This window comes from Vibrio ordalii ATCC 33509 (assembly GCA_000257205.1).
In the GTDB taxonomy this organism is placed as follows: Bacteria; Pseudomonadota; Gammaproteobacteria; order Enterobacterales; family Vibrionaceae; genus Vibrio; species Vibrio ordalii.
Genome location: AEZC01000151.1, coordinates 17,186 through 35,667, shown reverse-complemented (window position 1 = coordinate 35,667; position 18,482 = coordinate 17,186). Strand labels below are relative to the sequence as shown.

Genomic DNA, 18,482 nt, shown 5'->3' with positions numbered 1-18,482 from the left:
GCCTCCTCTACAATACATCGGAAAACCACAAGAAAATCGCTGTAGCATTGGGTTCTATGTGGAAAAAAACGCTCGGTATTAATGTCGTATTAGAGAACCAAGAGTGGAAAACGTATCTAGATTCTAAAGATCAAGGTAACTTTGAAGTGGCACGTGCTGGTTGGTGTGGTGACTATAATGAAGCATCTTCATTCCTAACCTTAATGGTGAGCAATAACACCACCGGTGGTTTGCACTATCAAAGCGCTGAATACGATGCAATTATTGATAAAGCGTTGAAGTCAACCTCTGAAGAAGAGCGCACTAAGCTATATCTGGATGCTGAAAAACTATTAACCAAAGATATGCCGATTGCCCCTATCTATCAGTATGTTAAATCTCGTTTATTATCTCCTAATGTAGGCGGCTTCCCGATGAATAACGCGGAAGAGAAGATCTACTCAAAAGATCTCTATATCAAAGCAAAGTAAGCTCCTTACGCTGATAAAAATATAACGACTTAGACACTGCATGTAGCTATTTTCAGATAGTAATTTACATGCAGCGTCTTTCTAATTTTCATTGTCACAGACTGAAAGAGTGAGTTTATGCTTAAATTCATCGCAAAAAGGATATTGGAAGCGATACCAACCATGTTGGTGTTGATCACGGTATCTTTCTTTCTCATGCGTTTCGCTCCGGGTAACCCATTCTCAAGCGAGCGCCCTTTACCACCGGAAGTAATGGCCAACATTGAGGCCAAATATGGCTTAGACAAACCTGTGTCTGAGCAATACTTCACCTACTTGACCAATATTTTACAAGGTGATTTTGGCCCATCATTCAAATACCAAGATTATACGGTGAATGAATTGATCGCCGTTGCCTTGCCTGTCTCGGCCAAAGTCGGCTTTATCGCTTTTATTTTTACTGTTATCGCGGGTGTTTCCATCGGTACTATTGCCGCACTAAAACACAACACTTGGATTGACTACACCATCATGTCGACGGCAATGATTGGCGTGGTGATGCCGTCGTTTGTTCTCGCCCCAGCTTTAATTTATCTCTTCTCCTTGCATTGGAAAATATTCCCGGCTGGCGGCTGGTTAGATGGAAGTTTCCAATATTTAGTACTGCCAGTGCTGGGTATGTCGATGCTCTATATTGCCACCTTTGCCCGCATCACCCGTGGCTCAATGATTGAAACACTCAACAGTAACTTTATTCGCACGGCACGCGCGAAAGGATTGAGTTATCCCTATATCGTTGTTAACCATGCGTTGAAGCCAGCTTTACTGCCTGTTGTGTCGTACATGGGGCCTGCGTTTGTCGGTATTATTACGGGGTCTGTGGTGATTGAAACGATTTTCGGTCTACCGGATATCGGTAAGCTGTTTGTTAACGCTGCATTTAACCGCGATTACTCATTGGTGATGGGTGTGACCATTTTAATTGGTTTCCTATTTATTCTTTTCAACGCCATTGTTGATATTTTGCTTGCGGTCATTGACCCGAAAATTCGCTACTAACAGGGACGTATGGTTATGTTAACGAAAAGAGAAAACCTAGCCGCGGTTGAGAAGTTTTCTGAGAACTTAGAAATAGCTGGCCGCAGCTTATGGCAAGATGCGCGCATTCGCTTTATGCGTAACAAAGCGGCCATGGTCAGTTTATGTATTCTGACGATGATGACCCTTGCGGTGATCGTACTACCGATGATGGCCCCGTATACCTATGACGATACGGACTGGTATTCAATGCACGTTGGGCCCAATGCGGATCACTGGTTTGGCACCGATAGCCTTGGGCGTGATTTGTATGTGCGTACCTTAGTGGGTGGACGAATCTCGCTGATGGTTGGCGTAATGGGCGCGTTGGTTGCTGTTCTGATCGGCACACTTTATGGTGCGGCGTCGGGCTTCATCGGCGGTAAAGTAGACCGCATTATGATGCGTATTTTGGAGATTCTATACGCTGTTCCTTTCATGTTCCTTGTGATTGTTTTGGTCACGTTCTTCGGCCGCAATATCGTACTTATCTTCGTCGCTATCGGTGCAATTGCATGGCTTGATATGGCGCGAATTGTGCGTGGCCAAACCTTGAGCCTACGCAGCAAAGAGTTTATTGAAGCGGCACATGTGTGTGGCGTCAGCAACTGGAAAATTATTACACGTCATATTGTGCCAAACGTGTTGGGTATTGTAGCGGTCTATTCGACGCTATTGATCCCAAGTATGATTTTGACAGAGTCATTTTTATCTTTCCTTGGTCTTGGTGTTCAAGAGCCGATGACAAGCTGGGGAGCACTTCTACAAGAAGGTTCACAAACAATGGAAGTCGCTATTTGGCAACTTGCTTTCCCAGCCGCGTTCATGGTGGTCACCCTGTTTTGCTTTAACTATGTCGGTGATGGTCTGCGTGATGCGCTTGATCCTAAAGACCGATAATTAAAAGATTAAGGAAGCAATAATGAGCTTATTAGATGTCAAAGATCTGCGGGTCGAATTTACCACTCAAGATGGTATTGTCACTGCTGTTAACGATTTAACTTTTTCACTTGAGCAAGGCGAAACCCTCGGTATCGTAGGGGAGTCTGGCTCTGGTAAATCGCAAACCGTGTTCGCTATTATGGGCCTACTTGCCAAAAACGGTATTATCACGGGCAGCGCAAAATTTGAAGGGAAAGAGATCCTCAATTTGCCAGAAAAAGCCTTGAACAAAGTGCGTGCTGAACAAATTGCGATGATCTTCCAAGACCCAATGACGTCACTGAATCCTTATATGAAGGTCAGCGAGCAGTTGATGGAAGTGCTGATGCTGCACAAAGGAATGAGCAAGTCGGCCGCATTTGAAGAGTCGGTACGTATGCTAGAGGCGGTTAAAATCCCCGAAGCGCGTAAGCGAATTACCATGTATCCGCATGAGTTTTCTGGCGGTATGCGTCAACGCGTTATGATTGCAATGGCATTGTTATGCCGGCCTAAGTTACTGATTGCCGATGAACCCACCACCGCATTGGACGTAACGGTGCAAGCCCAAATTATGGATTTGTTGAATGAACTTAAAAGCGAATTCAATACCGCCATTATCATGATCACCCATGATCTGGGTGTGGTTGCGGGTTCATGTGACAAAGTATTGGTAATGTATGCTGGGCGTACGATGGAATATGGCTCTGTGGATGAAATTTTCTACAACCCGAGTCACCCTTACGCTGAAGGTTTATTAAAAGCCATTCCTCGTTTGGATACGGAAGGTGAAATATTACCAACAATTCCTGGCAACCCACCTAACTTGCTACGATTGCCACCGGGTTGTCCTTATCAAGAGCGCTGCCACCGAGTGACAGAACGCTGTAAACGTGAAGCACCTATTTTATTGCCATTTGCCGATGGTCGCCAACGTGCCTGTTTTTCTGATTGGGAGGCTTGGGTTAAATGAGCGAACAAAAACCATTATTATTGGATGTAAAGAACCTCAAAGTTCACTTCAACATTGCCTCTAAATCCGCGTGGCCGTGGTCTAAACCATCGAACCTAAAAGCCGTAGATGGCGTTAATGTGCGCCTATATGAGGGTGAAACTCTCGGCGTAGTAGGCGAATCAGGTTGCGGAAAGTCTACTTTTGCGCGAGCGATCATTGGTTTAGTCGAAGCCACCGAGGGTGAAGTGGTGTGGCTAGGAAATGATTTGACGAAAATGCATGAGGTTGAGCGTCGCAAAACCCGTAAGCAAATTCAGATGATTTTCCAAGACCCACTGGCGTCATTGAACCCAAGAATGTCGGTTGGCGATATTATTGCAGAGCCACTTCAGACCTTTTATCCAGAACTTTCGAAGCAAGAAGTAAAGGATCGTGTAAAAGAGATGATGACAAAAGTTGGTTTATTGCCGAACGTCATTAACCGCTATCCCCATGAATTCTCTGGTGGTCAGTGTCAACGTATTGGTATTGCCCGTGCGCTCATTTTAAAACCGAAAATGATCATCTGTGATGAGCCAGTTTCTGCTTTGGATGTTTCAATCCAAGCGCAGGTGGTTAACCTGCTCAAAGAGTTGCAAAATGAGCTTGGTTTAAGTTTGGTTTTTATTGCCCATGATTTATCGGTAGTGAAACACATCTCTGATCGTGTACTCGTGATGTATTTAGGCAATGCGGTCGAGCTTGGCACCTCTGAGGCGTTGTTTGCGAATCCATCACACCCTTACACCAAAGCTTTGATGTCGGCTGTGCCAATTCCAGATCCGAAACTGGAGCGTGCTAAGAAAATTCAGATGCTAGAAGGGGATTTACCTTCGCCAATCAACCCGCCTTCAGGATGTGTTTTCCGTACCCGCTGTCCTCAAGCGACGGAAATCTGTGCACAGCAAAAACCGCAGATTAAAGGCAGTGATGAACATGCTGTGTCTTGTTTGCATGTCGAACTCTAAATTTAGCCTGTGACAGGTTTAAGCGCGACGCATTTGTGGGTCGCGCTTTTTTTATCTGTGCGCTTAGGTATAGACAAATCGGGTATAGACAAATCGGGTATAGACAAATCGGGTATAGACAAATCGGGTATCGCACTGTTCAAAATTTCTGAATAACAAGGACAACTTCCTCCGGTTTTACCATTTTCTCTCCTACTTATAATAAAAAAGTCATCGGAATGAGGAGTGGAGATCATGGGAAAATTAGTTGAAGGCGTCTGGCACGATGTTTGGTATGACACCAAAAGCAGCGCTGGGCGTTTTGTTCGCGAAGACGCAGGATTCAGACACTCGGTCGACAGCCAGCCAGACGCACGATTTCAACCAGAATCGGACCGTTATCATCTGTATGTCTCTTTGGCATGCCCTTGGGCTCACCGTACATTGATTTTTCGCCAGCTTAAATCACTCACCGAACACATTGATGTTACTGTCGTTTGCCCTGATATGCTGAGTGAAGGTTGGTCTTTTGGTATTCCTGAACCTCTGTTCGGCTATACCAAGCTCCATCAAATCTACACCAAAGCAAAGGTAGATTATTCAGGGCGAGTAACTGTACCTGTGCTGTGGGATAAGAAGACCAATACCATTGTCAGCAATGAATCTTCTGAGATTATTCGCATGTTTAACAGTGCATTTAATGAGTTAACGGGTAACCAGCACGACTATTATCCGCAAACACTCAGCAAAGCTATCGATGAATGGAATGCGTATATCTACCCTAATATTAATAATGGCGTCTATCGATGTGGCTTTGCGACCACGCAAGAGGCCTATGACGATGCTTATGATGCACTTTTTAGGGCGTTAGATAAGGTCAACAATCATCTAGCGACGCATCGCTACCTGGTTGGTAACCAGATCACTGAGGCAGATTGGCGTTTATTCACGACACTTATCCGTTTTGATGCTGTTTACGTCGGGCATTTTAAATGCAATAAACAGCGTATCGCCGATTATGAGAACTTAAGCGGTTACTTAAAAGAGCTTTACCAAATCGACGGTATCAAACAAACGACCGATTTTTACCACATCAAACGCCACTATTATTTCAGCCATATCGGCATTAACCCAACTCAAGTGGTACCTAAAGGGCCGGATCTTGATCTTGATACTCTCCATGAGCGCGGCTTTATTGGGCTATAACGAGGGTGGAATTGTGCTATAAAAAAGGCTCTTATGTGATACATAAGAGCCTTTTAATCAGCAAGTTAAGCTAAGAATGTTATTTTGTTTCTTGGCTTGCTTGAATCGCCGTCAACGCGATTGTGTAAACAATGTCGTCAACCAATGCACCGCGAGACAAATCGTTTACTGGTTTACGCATGCCTTGCAGCATTGGACCGATAGAAACAAGGTCTGCTGAGCGTTGTACCGCTTTGTAAGTTGTATTACCTGTGTTTAGGTCAGGGAAGACAAATACCGTTGCTTTACCAGCGACTGGAGAGTTTGGTGCTTTAGAAGCCGCCACGTTTTCCATGATTGCAGCATCGTATTGCAGAGGACCGTCGATAATAAGATCTGGACGTTTCTCTTGAGCAATGCGCGTCGCTTCACGCACTTTATCTACATCAGCACCTTTACCTGATTCACCGGTCGAGTAAGAGATCATCGCCACGCGTGGGTCAATACCGAATGCTGCTGCAGAATCGGCCGATTGAATTGCGATTTCAGCGAGCTGTTCAGCATTTGGATCTGGGTTGATGGCGCAATCACCGTATACCAACACTTGATCAGGCAATAGCATGAAGAAGATAGAGGATACAATCGAGGCATTTGGCGCGGTCTTAATGATTTGGAATGGAGGAACAATGGTGTTGGCTGTGGTATGAACTGCACCAGAAACCAAACCATCAACTTCACCCGCTTCTAGCATCATGGTGCCTAAGAAGACTGAATCTTGCAGTTTTTCACGAGCCACAACTTCGGTCATGCCTTTTGAACCACGCAGTTCAACCAAGCGAGCGACGTAGTTTTCGCGCACAGAGTCAGCATCGATAATTTCAACGCCAGCACCTAACTCAACACCTTGTTGCGCAGCAACGCGGCGGATTTCATCAGGGTTACCAAGCAGAACACAAGTCGCAATACCGCGCTCTGCACAAATAGACGCCGCTTTAACCGTGCGTGGCTCATCCCCTTCAGGAAGCACAATACGTTTACCTGCACGACGAGCATATTCAGTTAACTGATAACGGAATGCTGGCGGGCTAAGGCGACGGATACCTTGCGTGCCTTCAGTGAGCGAATTAATCCAAGGACCATCGATGTGGCTAGCAACGTGATCGCTGATGAACTCGATACGCTCTTTATCGTCAGCTGGAACTTCTAGGCTAAAGCTTTGTAGGTTGAGTGACGTTTGCCAAGTGTTACCTTGCGCTTTAAAAATAGGCAAGCCGCTTTCAAAGGCTGGTTTACATAGGTTCACAATCTCTTGTGGCATATCGTAACCGCCAGTCAGCAGCACCGCACCAATTTCAACGCCATTCATTGCGGCCAGAGAGGCGGCAACAATCACGTCAGGACGATCGGCCGATGTCACTAAGAGTGACCCTGGCTTAAAGTGCTCAATCATATGTGGCAAAGAACGCGCACAGAAAGTGATGCTTTTAATACGGCGAGACTTAATTTCACCTTCATTAATGATTTCAGCTTTCAGGTGTTTGGCCATATCAATAGCACGAGTCGCGATAAGATCGATACTCCAAGGCACGCAACCTAACACACGAATTGGGCTGGTGTTGAAGATCTGCATCACTTCTAAATTGGCTTGTTTCGCGCTATCTGCATCATCAAAAATTTCTGATAAGTCAGGGCGAGTGCGGCCTGCTTCATCAACAGGGGCATTGAGCTTGTTGATAATAACACCTGAAATGTTTTTATTTTTTGTTCCACCAAAGTTTGAGCACGCAACTTCAATACGCTCTTTCAACTGAGTTGGATTGTCCGTTCCCGGTGTCGCGACAAACACAATTTCTGCGCCCAGTGTTTTGGCAATTTCTGCGTTCACTTGGTTCGCGAATGGGTGTTTACGTGTTGGCACAAGGCCTTCAATCAGCGTTACTTCAGAATCTTGATTGATGTGGTTGTAACGCTCAACGACGGTTTCAAGCAACACATCCATCTTTTCGCTACCGATCAACGTTTCTGCCGCTGACATCATCATCGGTTCTGCAATGCTGATGTCGCTGTTGCGACCGATAATCGTTGAAGTGAGATCAGGTTGATCGCCACCCGAGCGAGGTTGTGCAATAGGCTTATAAAAAGAAACGCTAACACCTTTACGCTCCATGGCGCGAAGGACACCCATGCTCACGCTGGTAAGACCAACACCAGCGCTGATAGGGATAAGCATAATAGTACGGGACATGAGTAGAGTACCTCAAACTATTGAAATCAATCTAACCGAAACTAGATTGAAAAAGGAACAAAGCCCAACATGACCTTCTTCGGAAATAAGCCTGCTGACCTAAATCACTAGAAACTAAGGGTTGAGCCCCGGTAAAAAACTGGCTAACTCAGAGAGTTAGCCAGAAAGTCAATTAAAGGCCTGCCAGACGAGCAGTATCTTCAGCAATCACTAGCTCTTCATTGGTCGAGATAACCATAGCTGGAATACGGCTGTTTGCCGTTGTGATCACACCTTCGCCGCCAAAACGTGCTTTTAGGTTTGCTGCGCTGTCGACTTCGATACCGAAGATAGCCAAACGGTTTAGTACCATTTCACGGATAGGGCCTGAGTTCTCACCGATACCACCAGTGAAGACGATAGCGTCTAGGCGACCGTCAAGGTTTGCAGTGTAGCCAGCCACGTATTTCGCTAGGCGGTGGCAGAACACGTCCATTGCACGAGTCGCTTCTTCTTTCTCACCGTAGTTATCTTCAACAAAACGGCAATCCGAAGTCACTTGTGTTAAGCCTTGTAGGCCAGACTCTTTGGTCAGCATAGTGTTGATTTGATCAACAGAGTAACCCAGTGCATCGTGCAGGTGGAAGATGATTGCAGGGTCGATGTCACCACAACGTGTACCCATCACCAAACCTTCAAGAGGAGTTAGACCCATTGAGGTATCAACTGATTGACCGTTTTTGATCGCACAAACAGAAGCACCATTGCCTAGGTGACAGTTGATGATGTTGACTTCTTCCACTGGCTTGTTGAGTAGGCCTGCAACTTCACGAGTGATGAATAGGTGTGAAGTACCATGCATGCCATAACGACGGATACCGTGCTCTTTGTACAGATTGTACGGAAGAGCGTATAGGAAAGACTCTTCAGGCATAGTTTGATGGAACGCAGTATCAAACACAGCTACGTTTTGAAGCTCAGGGAAGTTTTTCTTAGCGGCTTCGATACCGATGATGTGTGCTGGGTTGTGAAGCGGTGCAAAGGTTGCAGCGTCTTGAATACCTTTTAGTACATCATCAGAGATAAGTGCAGATTGAGTGAACTGCTCACCACCGTGTACGATACGGTGACCGATAGCGCCAAGGTCAGCTTTAAGCTCTGGCTTAGAAGCAAGAATAGTTTCAACCATAAACGCGAGTGCTTCTTCGTGTGCCGCACCTTCGCCTAGTTGCGCTTCGTGTTTACCGTCAAGTTTCCACTTGATACGTGCCTCAGGAAGGTGAAGACATTCAGCAAGACCTGATAGGTGCTCAGCACCTGTTTCTGCATCAACAACAGCAAATTTAAGAGAAGAACTACCGCAGTTTAAAACTAAAACTAGCTTAGACATGTGTGACTACCTGTAATAATCGTTTAAGATAAAAATCAATCTCAAGAATAGTAGAAGCGTTGTGGAGCGCTACTATTCTCGGTTAATAAAACTTGAATTTCCGTATCATGAGACGGGGCTTTTAACGTAAAGTCGTCGTGCATTCCTTGCAGATTTCATCTCGGAGTTGCCTAAATTGTAAATAACGGCAACAATGAGATTGAGGGCTCGCAAAGAATAGCGATAATGGGCCAATATAACAAAAAAAAATTGAAATAATATTAACTTCTATCAATTTTTTACTAGATTAGTTGAATCATTAAACTATTTTTTAGTTTAATGGGCAGCATTGAGAGTGAGGGCGCGCTATGAATCACAAAGTTGGAATCGTTCACAGCCTGAAAGATGGTCAGAAATATATGGATGTTTGGCCTGTGCGCAAAGAACTAGGCCTCATTTTCCCTGAGCAACGGATCATTAAAGCCACGCGTTTTGGCGTGAAGGCTATGCCAGCTATCGCCGCAATCAGTGTCCTGACACAGATGGTTTTTGAAAATACACAGGCGATGCCCCAAGCAGTGGTAGTGGCACTCTTTGCCATAAGCTTACCGCTACAAGGTATGTGGTGGCTGGGAAATCGCGCCAATACCCAACTTCCACCTTCGCTTGCTGGGTGGTACAGAGAGCTGTACCAGAAGATTGTCGATACCGGTTTTGCTTTAGAGCCAATCAAAGCGAAGCCGAGATACAAAGAGCTGGCGGTTATCCTTAACCGAGCATTCCGCCAGTTAGATGAAGCCGCGTTAGAACGCTGGTTCTAGCCCGCCGGTTAGCTGGTTAATAAAAGACAAAGAGGGCTTCCGCAGTGAACTCCTCTTTGTTATTAAACTTTCGCCTTATTCTTAGCTCTCTTTTTGTTACTTTACTGTTAAACCTCACTTCCCTTTAGCCTGAGTTACTGGTAATAATGTTGTCAGCGACGCTCAGTGCGCGTACATAAAAATATAAAAACACAACATCCAACACCTATACCCAAACAATATGAAGTGGTAAGCAATCTGCAATGGGATAAATCCTAATGTGGCACAGGTTAACTGTGTTTAACGGGATGAGCGCATTTGCTAGCACTGCTACCGCTTTGACTAGGAAGGGTATAATGCTTAAATCAAGGAGTTAAGATGAAAGCAGGCAAAGCCATTGTTACCGCCGTTTTTGCAGGAGCAGTATTACTCTCTTCAACTAGCATTATGGCCAAAACAGCGAAAGTCGCCGTATCGCAAATTGTTGAGCACCCAGCTTTAGACGCAACCAGACAAGGTTTACTTGATGGTTTAAAAGCAAAAGGTTATGAACAAGGTAAAAATCTAGATTTTGATTTTAAAACCGCGCAAGGCAACCCAGCTATTGCTGTTCAAATTGCGCGCCAATTTGTCGGGGAAAATCCTGATGTGTTAGTCGGCATCGCAACCCCCACGGCGCAAGCGCTCGTTTCTGCAACCAAAACTATTCCTGTCGTGTTCACGGCGGTGACCGATCCTGTCGGTGCTAAATTGGTGAAAAAACTTGAGCAACCGGGCAAGAACGTGACCGGGCTTTCTGATCTATCGCCAGTTGAACAACACGTTGAGCTGATCAAAGAGATCATGCCAAATGTGAAATCTATCGGCGTAGTGTATAACCCCGGTGAGGCCAATGCAGTGAGCTTGATGGAACTGCTTAAATCGAGCACTCAAAAACATGGCATTAAACTTATTGAAGCGACAGCCTTAAAAAGCGCAGACGTACAAACCGCGACACAAGCGATCGCCTCAAAATCAGACATCCTTTACGCCTTAATTGATAATACCGTCGCCAGTGCGATTGAAGGGATGATTGTTTCGGCTAACCAAGCTAAGACCCCAGTATTTGGCGCAGCAACCTCTTATGTTGAACGCGGCGCGGTTGCGAGCCTTGGTTTTGATTATTACCAAATTGGCGTACAAACCGCAGACTATGTTGTCGCTATTTTGGAAGGCCAAGCACCGGGTAAACTGGATGTTAAAGTGGCCAAAGGGTCTGATTTAATGATCAACAAAACCGCAGCGGAAAAACTGGGCGTAACTATTCCTCAGTCAGTACTTGATCGTGCTACGAGCGTAAAATAAAGACCATTCAGAGCTAGAGCGAAGGCTTTAGCTCTGTTTAAGCAGAGAAAGGAGTTGTTATGTCTGCTTTTGCTTTTTTTGGCGCTCTAGAGATAGGGCTGCTGTACGGATTGGTGGCATTGGGTGTTTACCTCACTTTCCGTGTCCTTGATTTCCCCGATTTAAGCGTTGACGGCAGTTTCCCGATGGGCGCTGCGGTGGCCGCCACGGCGATTGTGGCAGGTATTAACCCTTGGGTTGCTACAGGAATGGCAATACTTGCGGGTGCCTTTACTGGTTGGGTGACTGCATTTCTTGCGGTTCGCTGCGGTATTTTGCATCTATTGGCGTCGATTCTCACCATGATTGCCGCCTTCTCCATCAATATTCGCATTATGGGACGCCCCAATATTGCTCTGCTTGGCGAGGAGACCATTCTTACGCCTTTTGAAGCCTTGGGTGATTCGGTTTACATTCGCCCGTTGGTCGTGGGTGTATTGGTCTTGATTTCGGCCTGGTTTGTGGTGCGATTATTAAACAGTGACTTTGGACTTGGGCTGCGTGCTACGGGCGTTAATGCCCGCATGGTGAGAGCACAAGGCGGAAGCACCTCGTTTTATACCTATTTTGCTCTTGCGTTATCGAATGGTTTTGTCGGTTTTGCTGGGGCACTGTTTGCGCAAACCAACAGTTTTGCTGATGTAACTTCGGGCGTAGGGACGATTGTAGTTGGCCTTGCTGCTGTGATTTTGGGGCAGACGTTGATCCCCGGTCGTCGGATCTGGGTTGCAGTGCTGGCGGTCATCGTCGGTTCAGTGCTGTACCGTTTAGCGGTCGCCTTTGCTTTGAGCTCGGGTATGTTCGGTTTGCAGGCATCAGATCTCAACTTAGTTACTGCTGTGCTGGTGGCCATTGCACTGATTGCGCCAAAAATGAAAAGGAACTTCAAAGTAAAAAAGGGTAATTCTCCTGCTCAGAGGTCGGTTGTTGCTAAGAAGGATAAAGCGTCAGGAGAAACATTATGATTCGTTTAGAAGATATTCAAGTCACGTTTAACCCTGGCACAATTTTAGAAAATAGAGCGTTAAGAGGTGTTCACCTCGAAGTACCTGAACATCAATTTTTAACTGTGATTGGCTCAAATGGTGCAGGGAAATCGACCTTACTAGGTGCTGTAACGGGCGAAACGCCCATGATGGCAGGCAAAGTACTCATCGATGAAGTCGATGTCACGCGTCAGAGCGTGGATCAGCGCGCACGTTTATGCGCTCGCGTGTTCCAAGACCCACTTGCCGGTACATGTGGTGATTTAACCATTGAAGAGAATATGGCTTTAGCCTACATGCGCGGCAAGCGCCGAGGGTGGGGGCTGTCACTTTCTTCATCACGTCGCAAGTTGTTTCAAGAGCGAATCGCTATCCTTGGTTTGGGATTAGAAGATCGTTTAGGCGATAACATCGGCCTACTGTCTGGTGGGCAGCGTCAAGCGGTTAGCTTAGTGATGGCAACCTTATCTGACAGTAAATTGTTACTGCTTGATGAGCACACTGCGGCTCTGGACCCTAGAATGGCGGCCTTTATCATTGATTTGACCAAAACAATCGTCAAAGAATTTAACTTGACGGTGATGATGGTAACGCACTCGATGAAAGATGCCTTAGCGTGTGGTGATCGCACTGTGATGCTTCACCAAGGTGAAATTGTTCTTGATGTGTCTGGTGAGCAGCGTGCCAATATGAAAGTGCCTGATCTACTGGAAATGTTTTCGAAAGTTCGAGGCGAAGAGCTGGCAGATGATAGCCTTCTACTCAGTTAATGGTTTTATTTCGTTATCACAGTGGTTGACTAAGCAGCAACAGGCTTTCTCGGCGTGATGTTGAGAAAGCCTGAAGAAAACGCATCACAAGGTGTTTTGTAACCGATCACGGTAACGCTGAATGTGCTCCACAATAGGTTCCGATTTGGTAAAGGTCCTGATTTCGCGAAAGAGCTCGTTAGCTTGCGGATATTCTTGACGCAAGTAGGTAAACCATTGCTTGACTCGGTTGGGATAGTAAAAGCCTTTATCGCCTCTAATTTCAAATTGCGAATAGCGCAGGAGCAGATCAACCACTTCATGCCAAGGCATCACTTTATGGTTATGTTTGACCACATTGCCTAAATTGGGAACGTTGAATGCGCCTCGACAAACCATCAATGACTCTACGCCCGTCGCTTTAATACAGGCTTGACCATCGTCATAGTTCCAAATTTCGCCATTAGCGATAAGAGGCAGAGACGTCTTCTGGCGTATCTGATTAATGTAATCCCACTTAATTTCACTGGCGCGATAACCGCCCGCTTTTGTTCGGGCATGAACTGTGAGCTCGTTTGCTCCAGCTTGTTCAATCGCATCGACAATTTCAAAGCAGTCGTTAGGGTCTTCCCAACCTAAGCGGATTTTAGCCGAAACAGGGACCGCTTTCGGTACCGCATCTCGGCATGATTTTACCACTTGATAAATCAATTCCGGATGTTGTAACAGCGCCGCACCGCCTTTGTGTTTGTTGACCGTTTTCGCTGGGCAACCAAAATTCAAATCAATGCCGTGCGCGCCTAATTCAGCAACTCGTGCGGCATTTTCTGCCATCCAATGTGGCTCTTGGCCGAGCAGTTGAACGTGCACGGGAACACCTGCTTGCGTTTTTGAGCCTGTTTTCAGTTCAGGACAAAGGCGATAAAAAACGTGGTCAGGCAATAATTGGTCAACGACACGCACAAATTCAGTCACGCACAGATCGTAATCATTCATCTGGGTGAGCAGTTCACGCATCAAGTGGTCTAGCACACCCTCCATCGGGCCCAAAATTACACGCATCATCATTTCGCCTTAAAAATTCGAGGCGAGATTGTAGTGGTTACCGAATCAAAAGTCACTAAACGCAAGAGTTGGTATATAATCCTTGGTCAACCATTTTAACTGTACAGATTTTCATGACTTACTCATTGCTCTCTCTTCCTCAATCAGCTCCTCAATCCGCTCATTTTTTTGAAGGGGCTATTTTGGCATCCAATTTCGCCACTAAGCCGTTAGAACCCACAACTTGGTTAGAACCTTTAGTGGGGGAGCAAGTCAAAGCACTTGAACCTATGGTGATGGCGCAAATTAATCTGCAATATAACTTGCTCAAACGTAGCGAATATTCGGCGTTAGCCTTGCTAGATAATGCGACTCAGTGGGCTGATTTTGCTGAAGGGTTTATGAGCGTCTGGCCAGTCGTTGAACCGCAATGGTTAGAGACTCAAATTGGTGATGGTAGCCTGCGCATGCTACAAGCTTTGTTGACCACCTTCATGTTAGCCATCGATGAAACACAAACACAGCAGCAGATGAGCGAAGCGGGTTTTGCAACACCACCCAGTTTGAGTGATTTTGCTGAGCAGTTGGATGTCATGATCACAGAAGTCGCGTTAATGGCTGATGAATTAATGCTCGGCATGAAAACGCAGCGCGTTAACCCATTTAAAGAGATTGGCCGCAATGATCCTTGTCCGTGCGCCAGTGGCAAAAAATTCAAACAGTGCTGTGGCCAGTAAAGTACGCCGTCTGAGGTTGAATCTCAACAAAACGCTGACAAACCCAAGCAAATAAGCCCTTATAAACGAGTTATCCTGATAAATAAGTTATTCTGATAAGCGAACGCTTCTTAAGAGAATAGGGCCTTATCAATAAACGTTATAGAAAACGTTATAGACAAAAAATTGTTATCCATGGAGTGTGGTAATCATGAAAAGAGTGTTAGCCCTGTTGTTGTGTAGTTTTTCTGTCGCTGTTTTGGCTGCGCCAAAAGAAGAGTTGAGTCAACGCCTCGCGCTGAACGCTGGTTTTAGCGCGACCTTTTCCCAGCAAGTGATCAGCCCTGAAGGTGATATTGTGATGGAAGGTCAGGGGAACGTTGATATTGTCCGGCCAAGTCTTTTCCGTTGGCAAACGACCGCTCCTGATGAAAACTTACTGGTGTCTGATGGTAAAACCTTGTGGTATTACAGCCCATTTATCGAACAAGTGAGTATTTATAATCAAGAACAAGCGACGGAACAAACTCCTTTTGTGTTGCTGACCCGTAATCGCGCCAGTGATTGGGATCACTACAAAGTTGCACAAAACGGTGATGATTTCACCCTAACGCCAACCGCGGTAGATTCAAACCAAGGGCAGTTTCAGATAGCGATTGATGAGAAAGGGATCGTGAAAGGTTTTAACGTGATTGAACAAGATGGACAGAAGAGTCTGTTTACGTTTAGCAATGTACAACTAACACCGGCCGCTAAAGCGCGTTTCACGTTCCAGATCCCGCAAGGTGTCGAGGTTGATGATCAACGTAATTGAGATAGGGACTAAGGCGTGAGTAACTATAGTGTGGGTAACTACAGCAGTGTGGGTAACTACAGCTTAGATTTTTCGGGTGATGAAGATTTCCGTCCGTTGGCCGCGAGAATGCGCCCGCAGACGGTTGAGCAGTATATTGGCCAGCAGCACATTTTAGGCGTGGGTAAACCGCTACGGCGTGCATTAGAGGCTGGTCATATTCATTCGATGATCTTGTGGGGGCCGCCCGGTACGGGCAAAACGACCTTAGCTGAAGTGGCGGCGAATTACGCCAATGCAGAGGTTGAACGTGTTTCTGCGGTGACTTCTGGCGTTAAAGAGATCCGTGCTGCCATTGAAAAAGCGCGCGAAAATAAAATGGCGGGTCGACGTACTATTTTGTTTGTAGACGAAGTGCATCGTTTTAATAAATCTCAACAAGATGCCTTTTTGCCACACATTGAAGATGGCACTGTGACTTTCATTGGTGCCACGACAGAGAATCCCTCTTTTGAACTCAACAACGCTTTGCTATCTCGTGCTCGGGTGTACAAATTAACCTCGCTGGCTAGCGATGAAATTTTGCTGGCGCTCAATCAAGCAATCAACGATGACGATCGCGGTTTAGGTAAAGTCGCAGCGCAGTTTATGGATAACGTGCTCGAACGTTTGGCTGAATTGGTCAATGGTGATGCGCGCATGTCACTCAATTATCTTGAGTTGCTGTACGACATGGCCGAAGAGAATGCGCAAGGTGAAAAGCTCATTACGCTCAAACTGTTGGCCGAAGTGGCAGGCGAAAAAGTGTCGCGCTTTGATAATAAAGGCGATATTTGGTACGACCTTATCTCTGCGGTGCATAAATCGATTCGAGGTTCCAACCCCGATGCGGCGCTGTATTGGTCGGCCAGAATGATCGCAGCAGGCTGCGATCCACTTTATATCGCTCGCCGTTTATTGGCGATAGCTTCGGAAGATGTCGGTAACGCCGACCCAAGAGGCATGCAGGTAGCGCTCGCCGCTTGGGACTGTTTTACCCGCGTTGGCCCTGCGGAAGGTGAACGTGCGATTGCACAAGCGATTGTCTATTTAGCGTGCGCGCCCAAAAGTAATGCCGTGTATAGCGCGTGGAAGCAAGCCTTAGCTGATGCGCATAATTTGCCAGAGTATGAGGTGCCGCCTCATTTGCGTAATGCACCAACCAGTTTGATGAAAGATCTTGGTTATGGAGCACAATATCGTTATGCCCACGATGAACCGGGAGCTTACGCGGCTGGCGAAAGTTATTTGCCGCCTGAAATGAGCGATACACGCTACTACCAGCCAACAAATCGAGGTTTAGAAACCAAAATTGGTGAAAAGTTAGATTACTTGGCTAGTTTAGATGCAAAAAGCCCACAAAAGCGCTATGAAAAATAGTCTCTTTTCGTTATCTTTGTCGGGTTCAATTTTCTCTACGCGTCGCTCTGATTAGAAAGGGATGCAGGCGCGTTTTTCATAACTAAAAGCATAGGATTAGCAATGCTGGATTCTAAATTACTTCGCACTGAGCTGGATGAAACAGCTGCAAAATTAGCGCGTCGCGGTTTCAAACTCGACGTTGAGACAATTCGTCAACTTGAAGAACAACGTAAGTCCATTCAAGTAGAAGTTGAAAATTTACAATCCTCGCGCAACTCCATCTCCAAAGAAATTGGCCAAAAAATGGCCGCCGGCGACAAAGCGGGCGCAGAAGCAGTCAAGCTACAAATCGGCTCTCTAGGCAGTGACTTAGACGCGAAAAAAGCGCAGTTGAATGACATCCAAGCACAATTGGATGCGATCACTCTGTCTGTACCCAACGTACCAGATGAATCGGTTCCTGACGGTAAAGATGAAAATGACAACGTAGAAGTTTCTCGTTGGGGCGAACCTAAAACTTACGATTTTGAGCTCAGAGATCACGTTGATCTTGGCGAAATGGCCGGTGGTTTAGATTTTGCTAGTGCAACTAAAATTACTGGCGCTCGCTTTATCGTAATGAAAGGCCAATTTGCTCGCCTACACCGCGCCATTGCACAATTTATGTTGGATCTTCACACTCAAGAACATGGCTACACAGAAATGTACGTGCCTTATCTTGTCAATGCTGACAGTCTGTTTGGTACTGGTCAACTACCTAAGTTTGGTCAAGACCTATTCCATACTGAGCCACTAACTGAAAAAGTGAATGATGAAGAGCCGCGTAAACTTTCGCTGATCCCTACCGCTGAAGTGCCAGTAACGAACTTAGTGCGTGACACCATTTCTGACGAAGCCGATCTGCCACTGAAAATGACGGCTCATACACCTTGTTTCCGTTCTGAGGCGGGATCGTATGGTCGCGATACACGTGGTCTTATCCGTATGCACCAATTTGATAAAGTCGAATTGGTTCAGATTACGCGCCCAGAAGATTCAATGGCGGCGCTGGAAGAGTTAACCGGTCATGCGGAAAAAGTGCTGCAATTGCTTGAACTACCGTACCGTAAAGTGGTGCTGTGTGCCGGTGACATGGGCTTTGGCTCTCGCAAAACTTACGATCTTGAAGTGTGGGTTCCTGCACAAGGTACATACCGTGAGATCTCCTCTTGCTCAAACATGTGGGATTTCCAAGCGCGTCGTATGCAAGCCCGTTTCCGTCGCAAAGGCGGCAATAAACCTGAGCTTGTACACACGCTGAACGGTTCAGGCCTTGCTGTGGGCCGTACTATGGTAGCCATTTTGGAAAACAACCAACAAGCCGATGGCCGTATTGCCGTTCCTAGCGTACTGCAACCATACATGGGTGGCGCAACGCACATCGGTTAATCATGATGCGTTAAAC

The 18,482-nt window shown here is 46.1% G+C and carries 17 protein-coding genes; 14 read left to right on the top strand and 3 right to left on the bottom strand.

Going from position 1 to position 18,482, the window contains the following annotated elements; translation table 11 throughout:
* From VOR_RS17125 to VOR_RS0110860, 6 genes are all read left to right on the top strand, one after another.
* Positions 1 to 470 (top strand): ABC transporter substrate-binding protein (locus tag VOR_RS17125; RefSeq protein WP_010319736.1); only part of this gene is annotated, 470 nt, incomplete at its 5' end.
* Positions 471 to 587: 117 nt separating this feature from the next.
* Positions 588 to 1,508, top strand: coding sequence for an oligopeptide ABC transporter permease OppB (gene oppB / locus VOR_RS0110880; protein WP_010319735.1), 921 nt, complete (start codon positions 588 to 590; stop codon positions 1,506 to 1,508).
* Between the two features lie 15 nt (positions 1,509 to 1,523).
* A complete protein-coding gene (oppC, locus tag VOR_RS0110875; protein WP_010319734.1) occupies positions 1,524 to 2,426 on the top strand; it encodes an oligopeptide ABC transporter permease OppC in 903 nt (300 codons plus the stop codon).
* Between the two features lie 22 nt (positions 2,427 to 2,448).
* Complete coding sequence (locus VOR_RS0110870; RefSeq protein WP_010319733.1) at positions 2,449 to 3,420, top strand: ABC transporter ATP-binding protein; 972 nt, start codon at positions 2,449 to 2,451, stop codon at positions 3,418 to 3,420.
* Positions 3,417 to 4,409: a murein tripeptide/oligopeptide ABC transporter ATP binding protein OppF gene (gene oppF, locus VOR_RS0110865; protein WP_010319732.1), complete on the top strand. Its 993-nt coding sequence runs from the start codon at positions 3,417 to 3,419 to the stop codon at positions 4,407 to 4,409. The genes VOR_RS0110870 and oppF overlap by 4 nt, the downstream gene beginning before the upstream one ends.
* A 234-nt stretch (positions 4,410 to 4,643) precedes the next feature.
* Positions 4,644 to 5,594: a glutathione S-transferase family protein gene (locus tag VOR_RS0110860; protein ID WP_010319731.1), complete on the top strand. Its 951-nt coding sequence runs from the start codon at positions 4,644 to 4,646 to the stop codon at positions 5,592 to 5,594.
* Positions 5,595 to 5,673: 79 nt separating this feature from the next.
* Here the strand turns inward: VOR_RS0110860 and pta are convergent, their stop codons facing one another.
* Entirely contained in the window at positions 5,674 to 7,818 is a 2,145-nt protein-coding gene (gene pta, locus VOR_RS0110855; RefSeq protein WP_010319730.1) for a phosphate acetyltransferase, read from the bottom strand.
* A gap of 172 nt (positions 7,819 to 7,990) precedes the next feature.
* Complete coding sequence (locus tag VOR_RS0110850; RefSeq protein ID WP_010319729.1) at positions 7,991 to 9,187, bottom strand: acetate kinase; 1,197 nt, start codon at positions 9,185 to 9,187, stop codon at positions 7,991 to 7,993.
* A gap of 347 nt (positions 9,188 to 9,534) precedes the next feature.
* Here VOR_RS0110850 and yfbV point away from each other — a divergent pair, with 347 nt between their 5' ends.
* The 4 genes from yfbV (at position 9,535) to VOR_RS0110830 (ending at position 13,105) form a co-directional block, all read left to right on the top strand.
* Complete coding sequence (gene yfbV, locus VOR_RS0110845; protein ID WP_010319728.1) at positions 9,535 to 9,987, top strand: terminus macrodomain insulation protein YfbV; 453 nt, start codon at positions 9,535 to 9,537, stop codon at positions 9,985 to 9,987.
* Between the two features lie 357 nt (positions 9,988 to 10,344).
* Positions 10,345 to 11,310 carry an ABC transporter substrate-binding protein gene (locus tag VOR_RS0110840; protein WP_010319727.1) on the top strand — a complete coding sequence of 322 codons (966 nt, stop codon included), beginning with the start codon at positions 10,345 to 10,347 and terminating at the stop codon, positions 11,308 to 11,310.
* Between the two features lie 59 nt (positions 11,311 to 11,369).
* Positions 11,370 to 12,314 (top strand): ABC transporter permease, encoded by a 945-nt coding sequence (locus tag VOR_RS0110835; RefSeq protein ID WP_010319726.1) that lies wholly within the window; start codon positions 11,370 to 11,372, stop codon positions 12,312 to 12,314.
* Positions 12,311 to 13,105 (top strand): ABC transporter ATP-binding protein, encoded by a 795-nt coding sequence (locus VOR_RS0110830; protein WP_010319725.1) that lies wholly within the window; start codon positions 12,311 to 12,313, stop codon positions 13,103 to 13,105. Before VOR_RS0110835 ends, VOR_RS0110830 begins: the two co-directional genes overlap by 4 nt.
* A gap of 84 nt (positions 13,106 to 13,189) precedes the next feature.
* Here VOR_RS0110830 and dusC read toward each other — a convergent pair whose 3' ends face one another.
* On the bottom strand, positions 13,190 to 14,146 hold the full coding sequence (gene dusC / locus VOR_RS0110825; protein WP_010319724.1) for a tRNA dihydrouridine(16) synthase DusC: 957 nt from the start codon (positions 14,144 to 14,146) through the stop codon (positions 13,190 to 13,192).
* 116 nt (positions 14,147 to 14,262) lie between these two features.
* Here dusC and VOR_RS0110820 point away from each other — a divergent pair, with 116 nt between their 5' ends.
* The 4 genes from VOR_RS0110820 to serS all read left to right on the top strand — a co-directional run bounded on the left by VOR_RS0110820 (position 14,263) and on the right by serS (position 18,466).
* Positions 14,263 to 14,865 carry a YecA family protein gene (locus VOR_RS0110820; RefSeq protein ID WP_010319723.1) on the top strand — a complete coding sequence of 201 codons (603 nt, stop codon included), beginning with the start codon at positions 14,263 to 14,265 and terminating at the stop codon, positions 14,863 to 14,865.
* Positions 14,866 to 15,055: 190 nt separating this feature from the next.
* Positions 15,056 to 15,658, top strand: a complete 603-nt coding sequence (gene lolA / locus VOR_RS0110815) for an outer membrane lipoprotein periplasmic chaperone LolA (RefSeq protein ID WP_010319722.1) — start codon at positions 15,056 to 15,058, stop codon at positions 15,656 to 15,658.
* 48 nt (positions 15,659 to 15,706) lie between these two features.
* Positions 15,707 to 17,056, top strand: a complete 1,350-nt coding sequence (locus VOR_RS0110810; protein ID WP_010319721.1) for a replication-associated recombination protein A — start codon at positions 15,707 to 15,709, stop codon at positions 17,054 to 17,056.
* 102 nt (positions 17,057 to 17,158) lie between these two features.
* A complete protein-coding gene (gene serS / locus VOR_RS0110805) occupies positions 17,159 to 18,466 on the top strand; it encodes a serine--tRNA ligase (protein ID WP_010319720.1) in 1,308 nt (435 codons plus the stop codon).
* Positions 18,467 to 18,482: the final 16 nt, after the last annotated feature.

Excerpts from the sequence above, each read along its gene's own strand:
- VOR_RS0110870 (WP_010319733.1), top strand. The coding sequence starts at position 2,449 with ATGAGCTTATTAGATGTCAAAGATCTGCGGGTCGAATTTACCACTCAA.
- VOR_RS0110850 (WP_010319729.1), bottom strand. The coding sequence starts at position 9,187 with ATGTCTAAGCTAGTTTTAGTTTTAAACTGCGGTAGTTCTTCTCTTAAA.
- VOR_RS0110835 (WP_010319726.1), top strand. The coding sequence starts at position 11,370 with ATGTCTGCTTTTGCTTTTTTTGGCGCTCTAGAGATAGGGCTGCTGTAC.
- VOR_RS0110820 (WP_010319723.1), top strand. The coding sequence starts at position 14,263 with ATGACTTACTCATTGCTCTCTCTTCCTCAATCAGCTCCTCAATCCGCT.
- pta (WP_010319730.1), bottom strand. The coding sequence starts at position 7,818 with ATGTCCCGTACTATTATGCTTATCCCTATCAGCGCTGGTGTTGGTCTT.
- VOR_RS0110840 (WP_010319727.1), top strand. The coding sequence starts at position 10,345 with ATGAAAGCAGGCAAAGCCATTGTTACCGCCGTTTTTGCAGGAGCAGTA.
- yfbV (WP_010319728.1), top strand. The coding sequence starts at position 9,535 with ATGAATCACAAAGTTGGAATCGTTCACAGCCTGAAAGATGGTCAGAAA.
- VOR_RS0110860 (WP_010319731.1), top strand. The coding sequence starts at position 4,644 with ATGGGAAAATTAGTTGAAGGCGTCTGGCACGATGTTTGGTATGACACC.
- serS (WP_010319720.1), top strand. The coding sequence starts at position 17,159 with ATGCTGGATTCTAAATTACTTCGCACTGAGCTGGATGAAACAGCTGCA.
- dusC (WP_010319724.1), bottom strand. The coding sequence starts at position 14,146 with ATGCGTGTAATTTTGGGCCCGATGGAGGGTGTGCTAGACCACTTGATG.
- lolA (WP_010319722.1), top strand. The coding sequence starts at position 15,056 with ATGAAAAGAGTGTTAGCCCTGTTGTTGTGTAGTTTTTCTGTCGCTGTT.
- VOR_RS0110830 (WP_010319725.1), top strand. The coding sequence starts at position 12,311 with ATGATTCGTTTAGAAGATATTCAAGTCACGTTTAACCCTGGCACAATT.
- oppF (WP_010319732.1), top strand. The coding sequence starts at position 3,417 with ATGAGCGAACAAAAACCATTATTATTGGATGTAAAGAACCTCAAAGTT.
- oppC (WP_010319734.1), top strand. The coding sequence starts at position 1,524 with ATGTTAACGAAAAGAGAAAACCTAGCCGCGGTTGAGAAGTTTTCTGAG.
- oppB (WP_010319735.1), top strand. The coding sequence starts at position 588 with ATGCTTAAATTCATCGCAAAAAGGATATTGGAAGCGATACCAACCATG.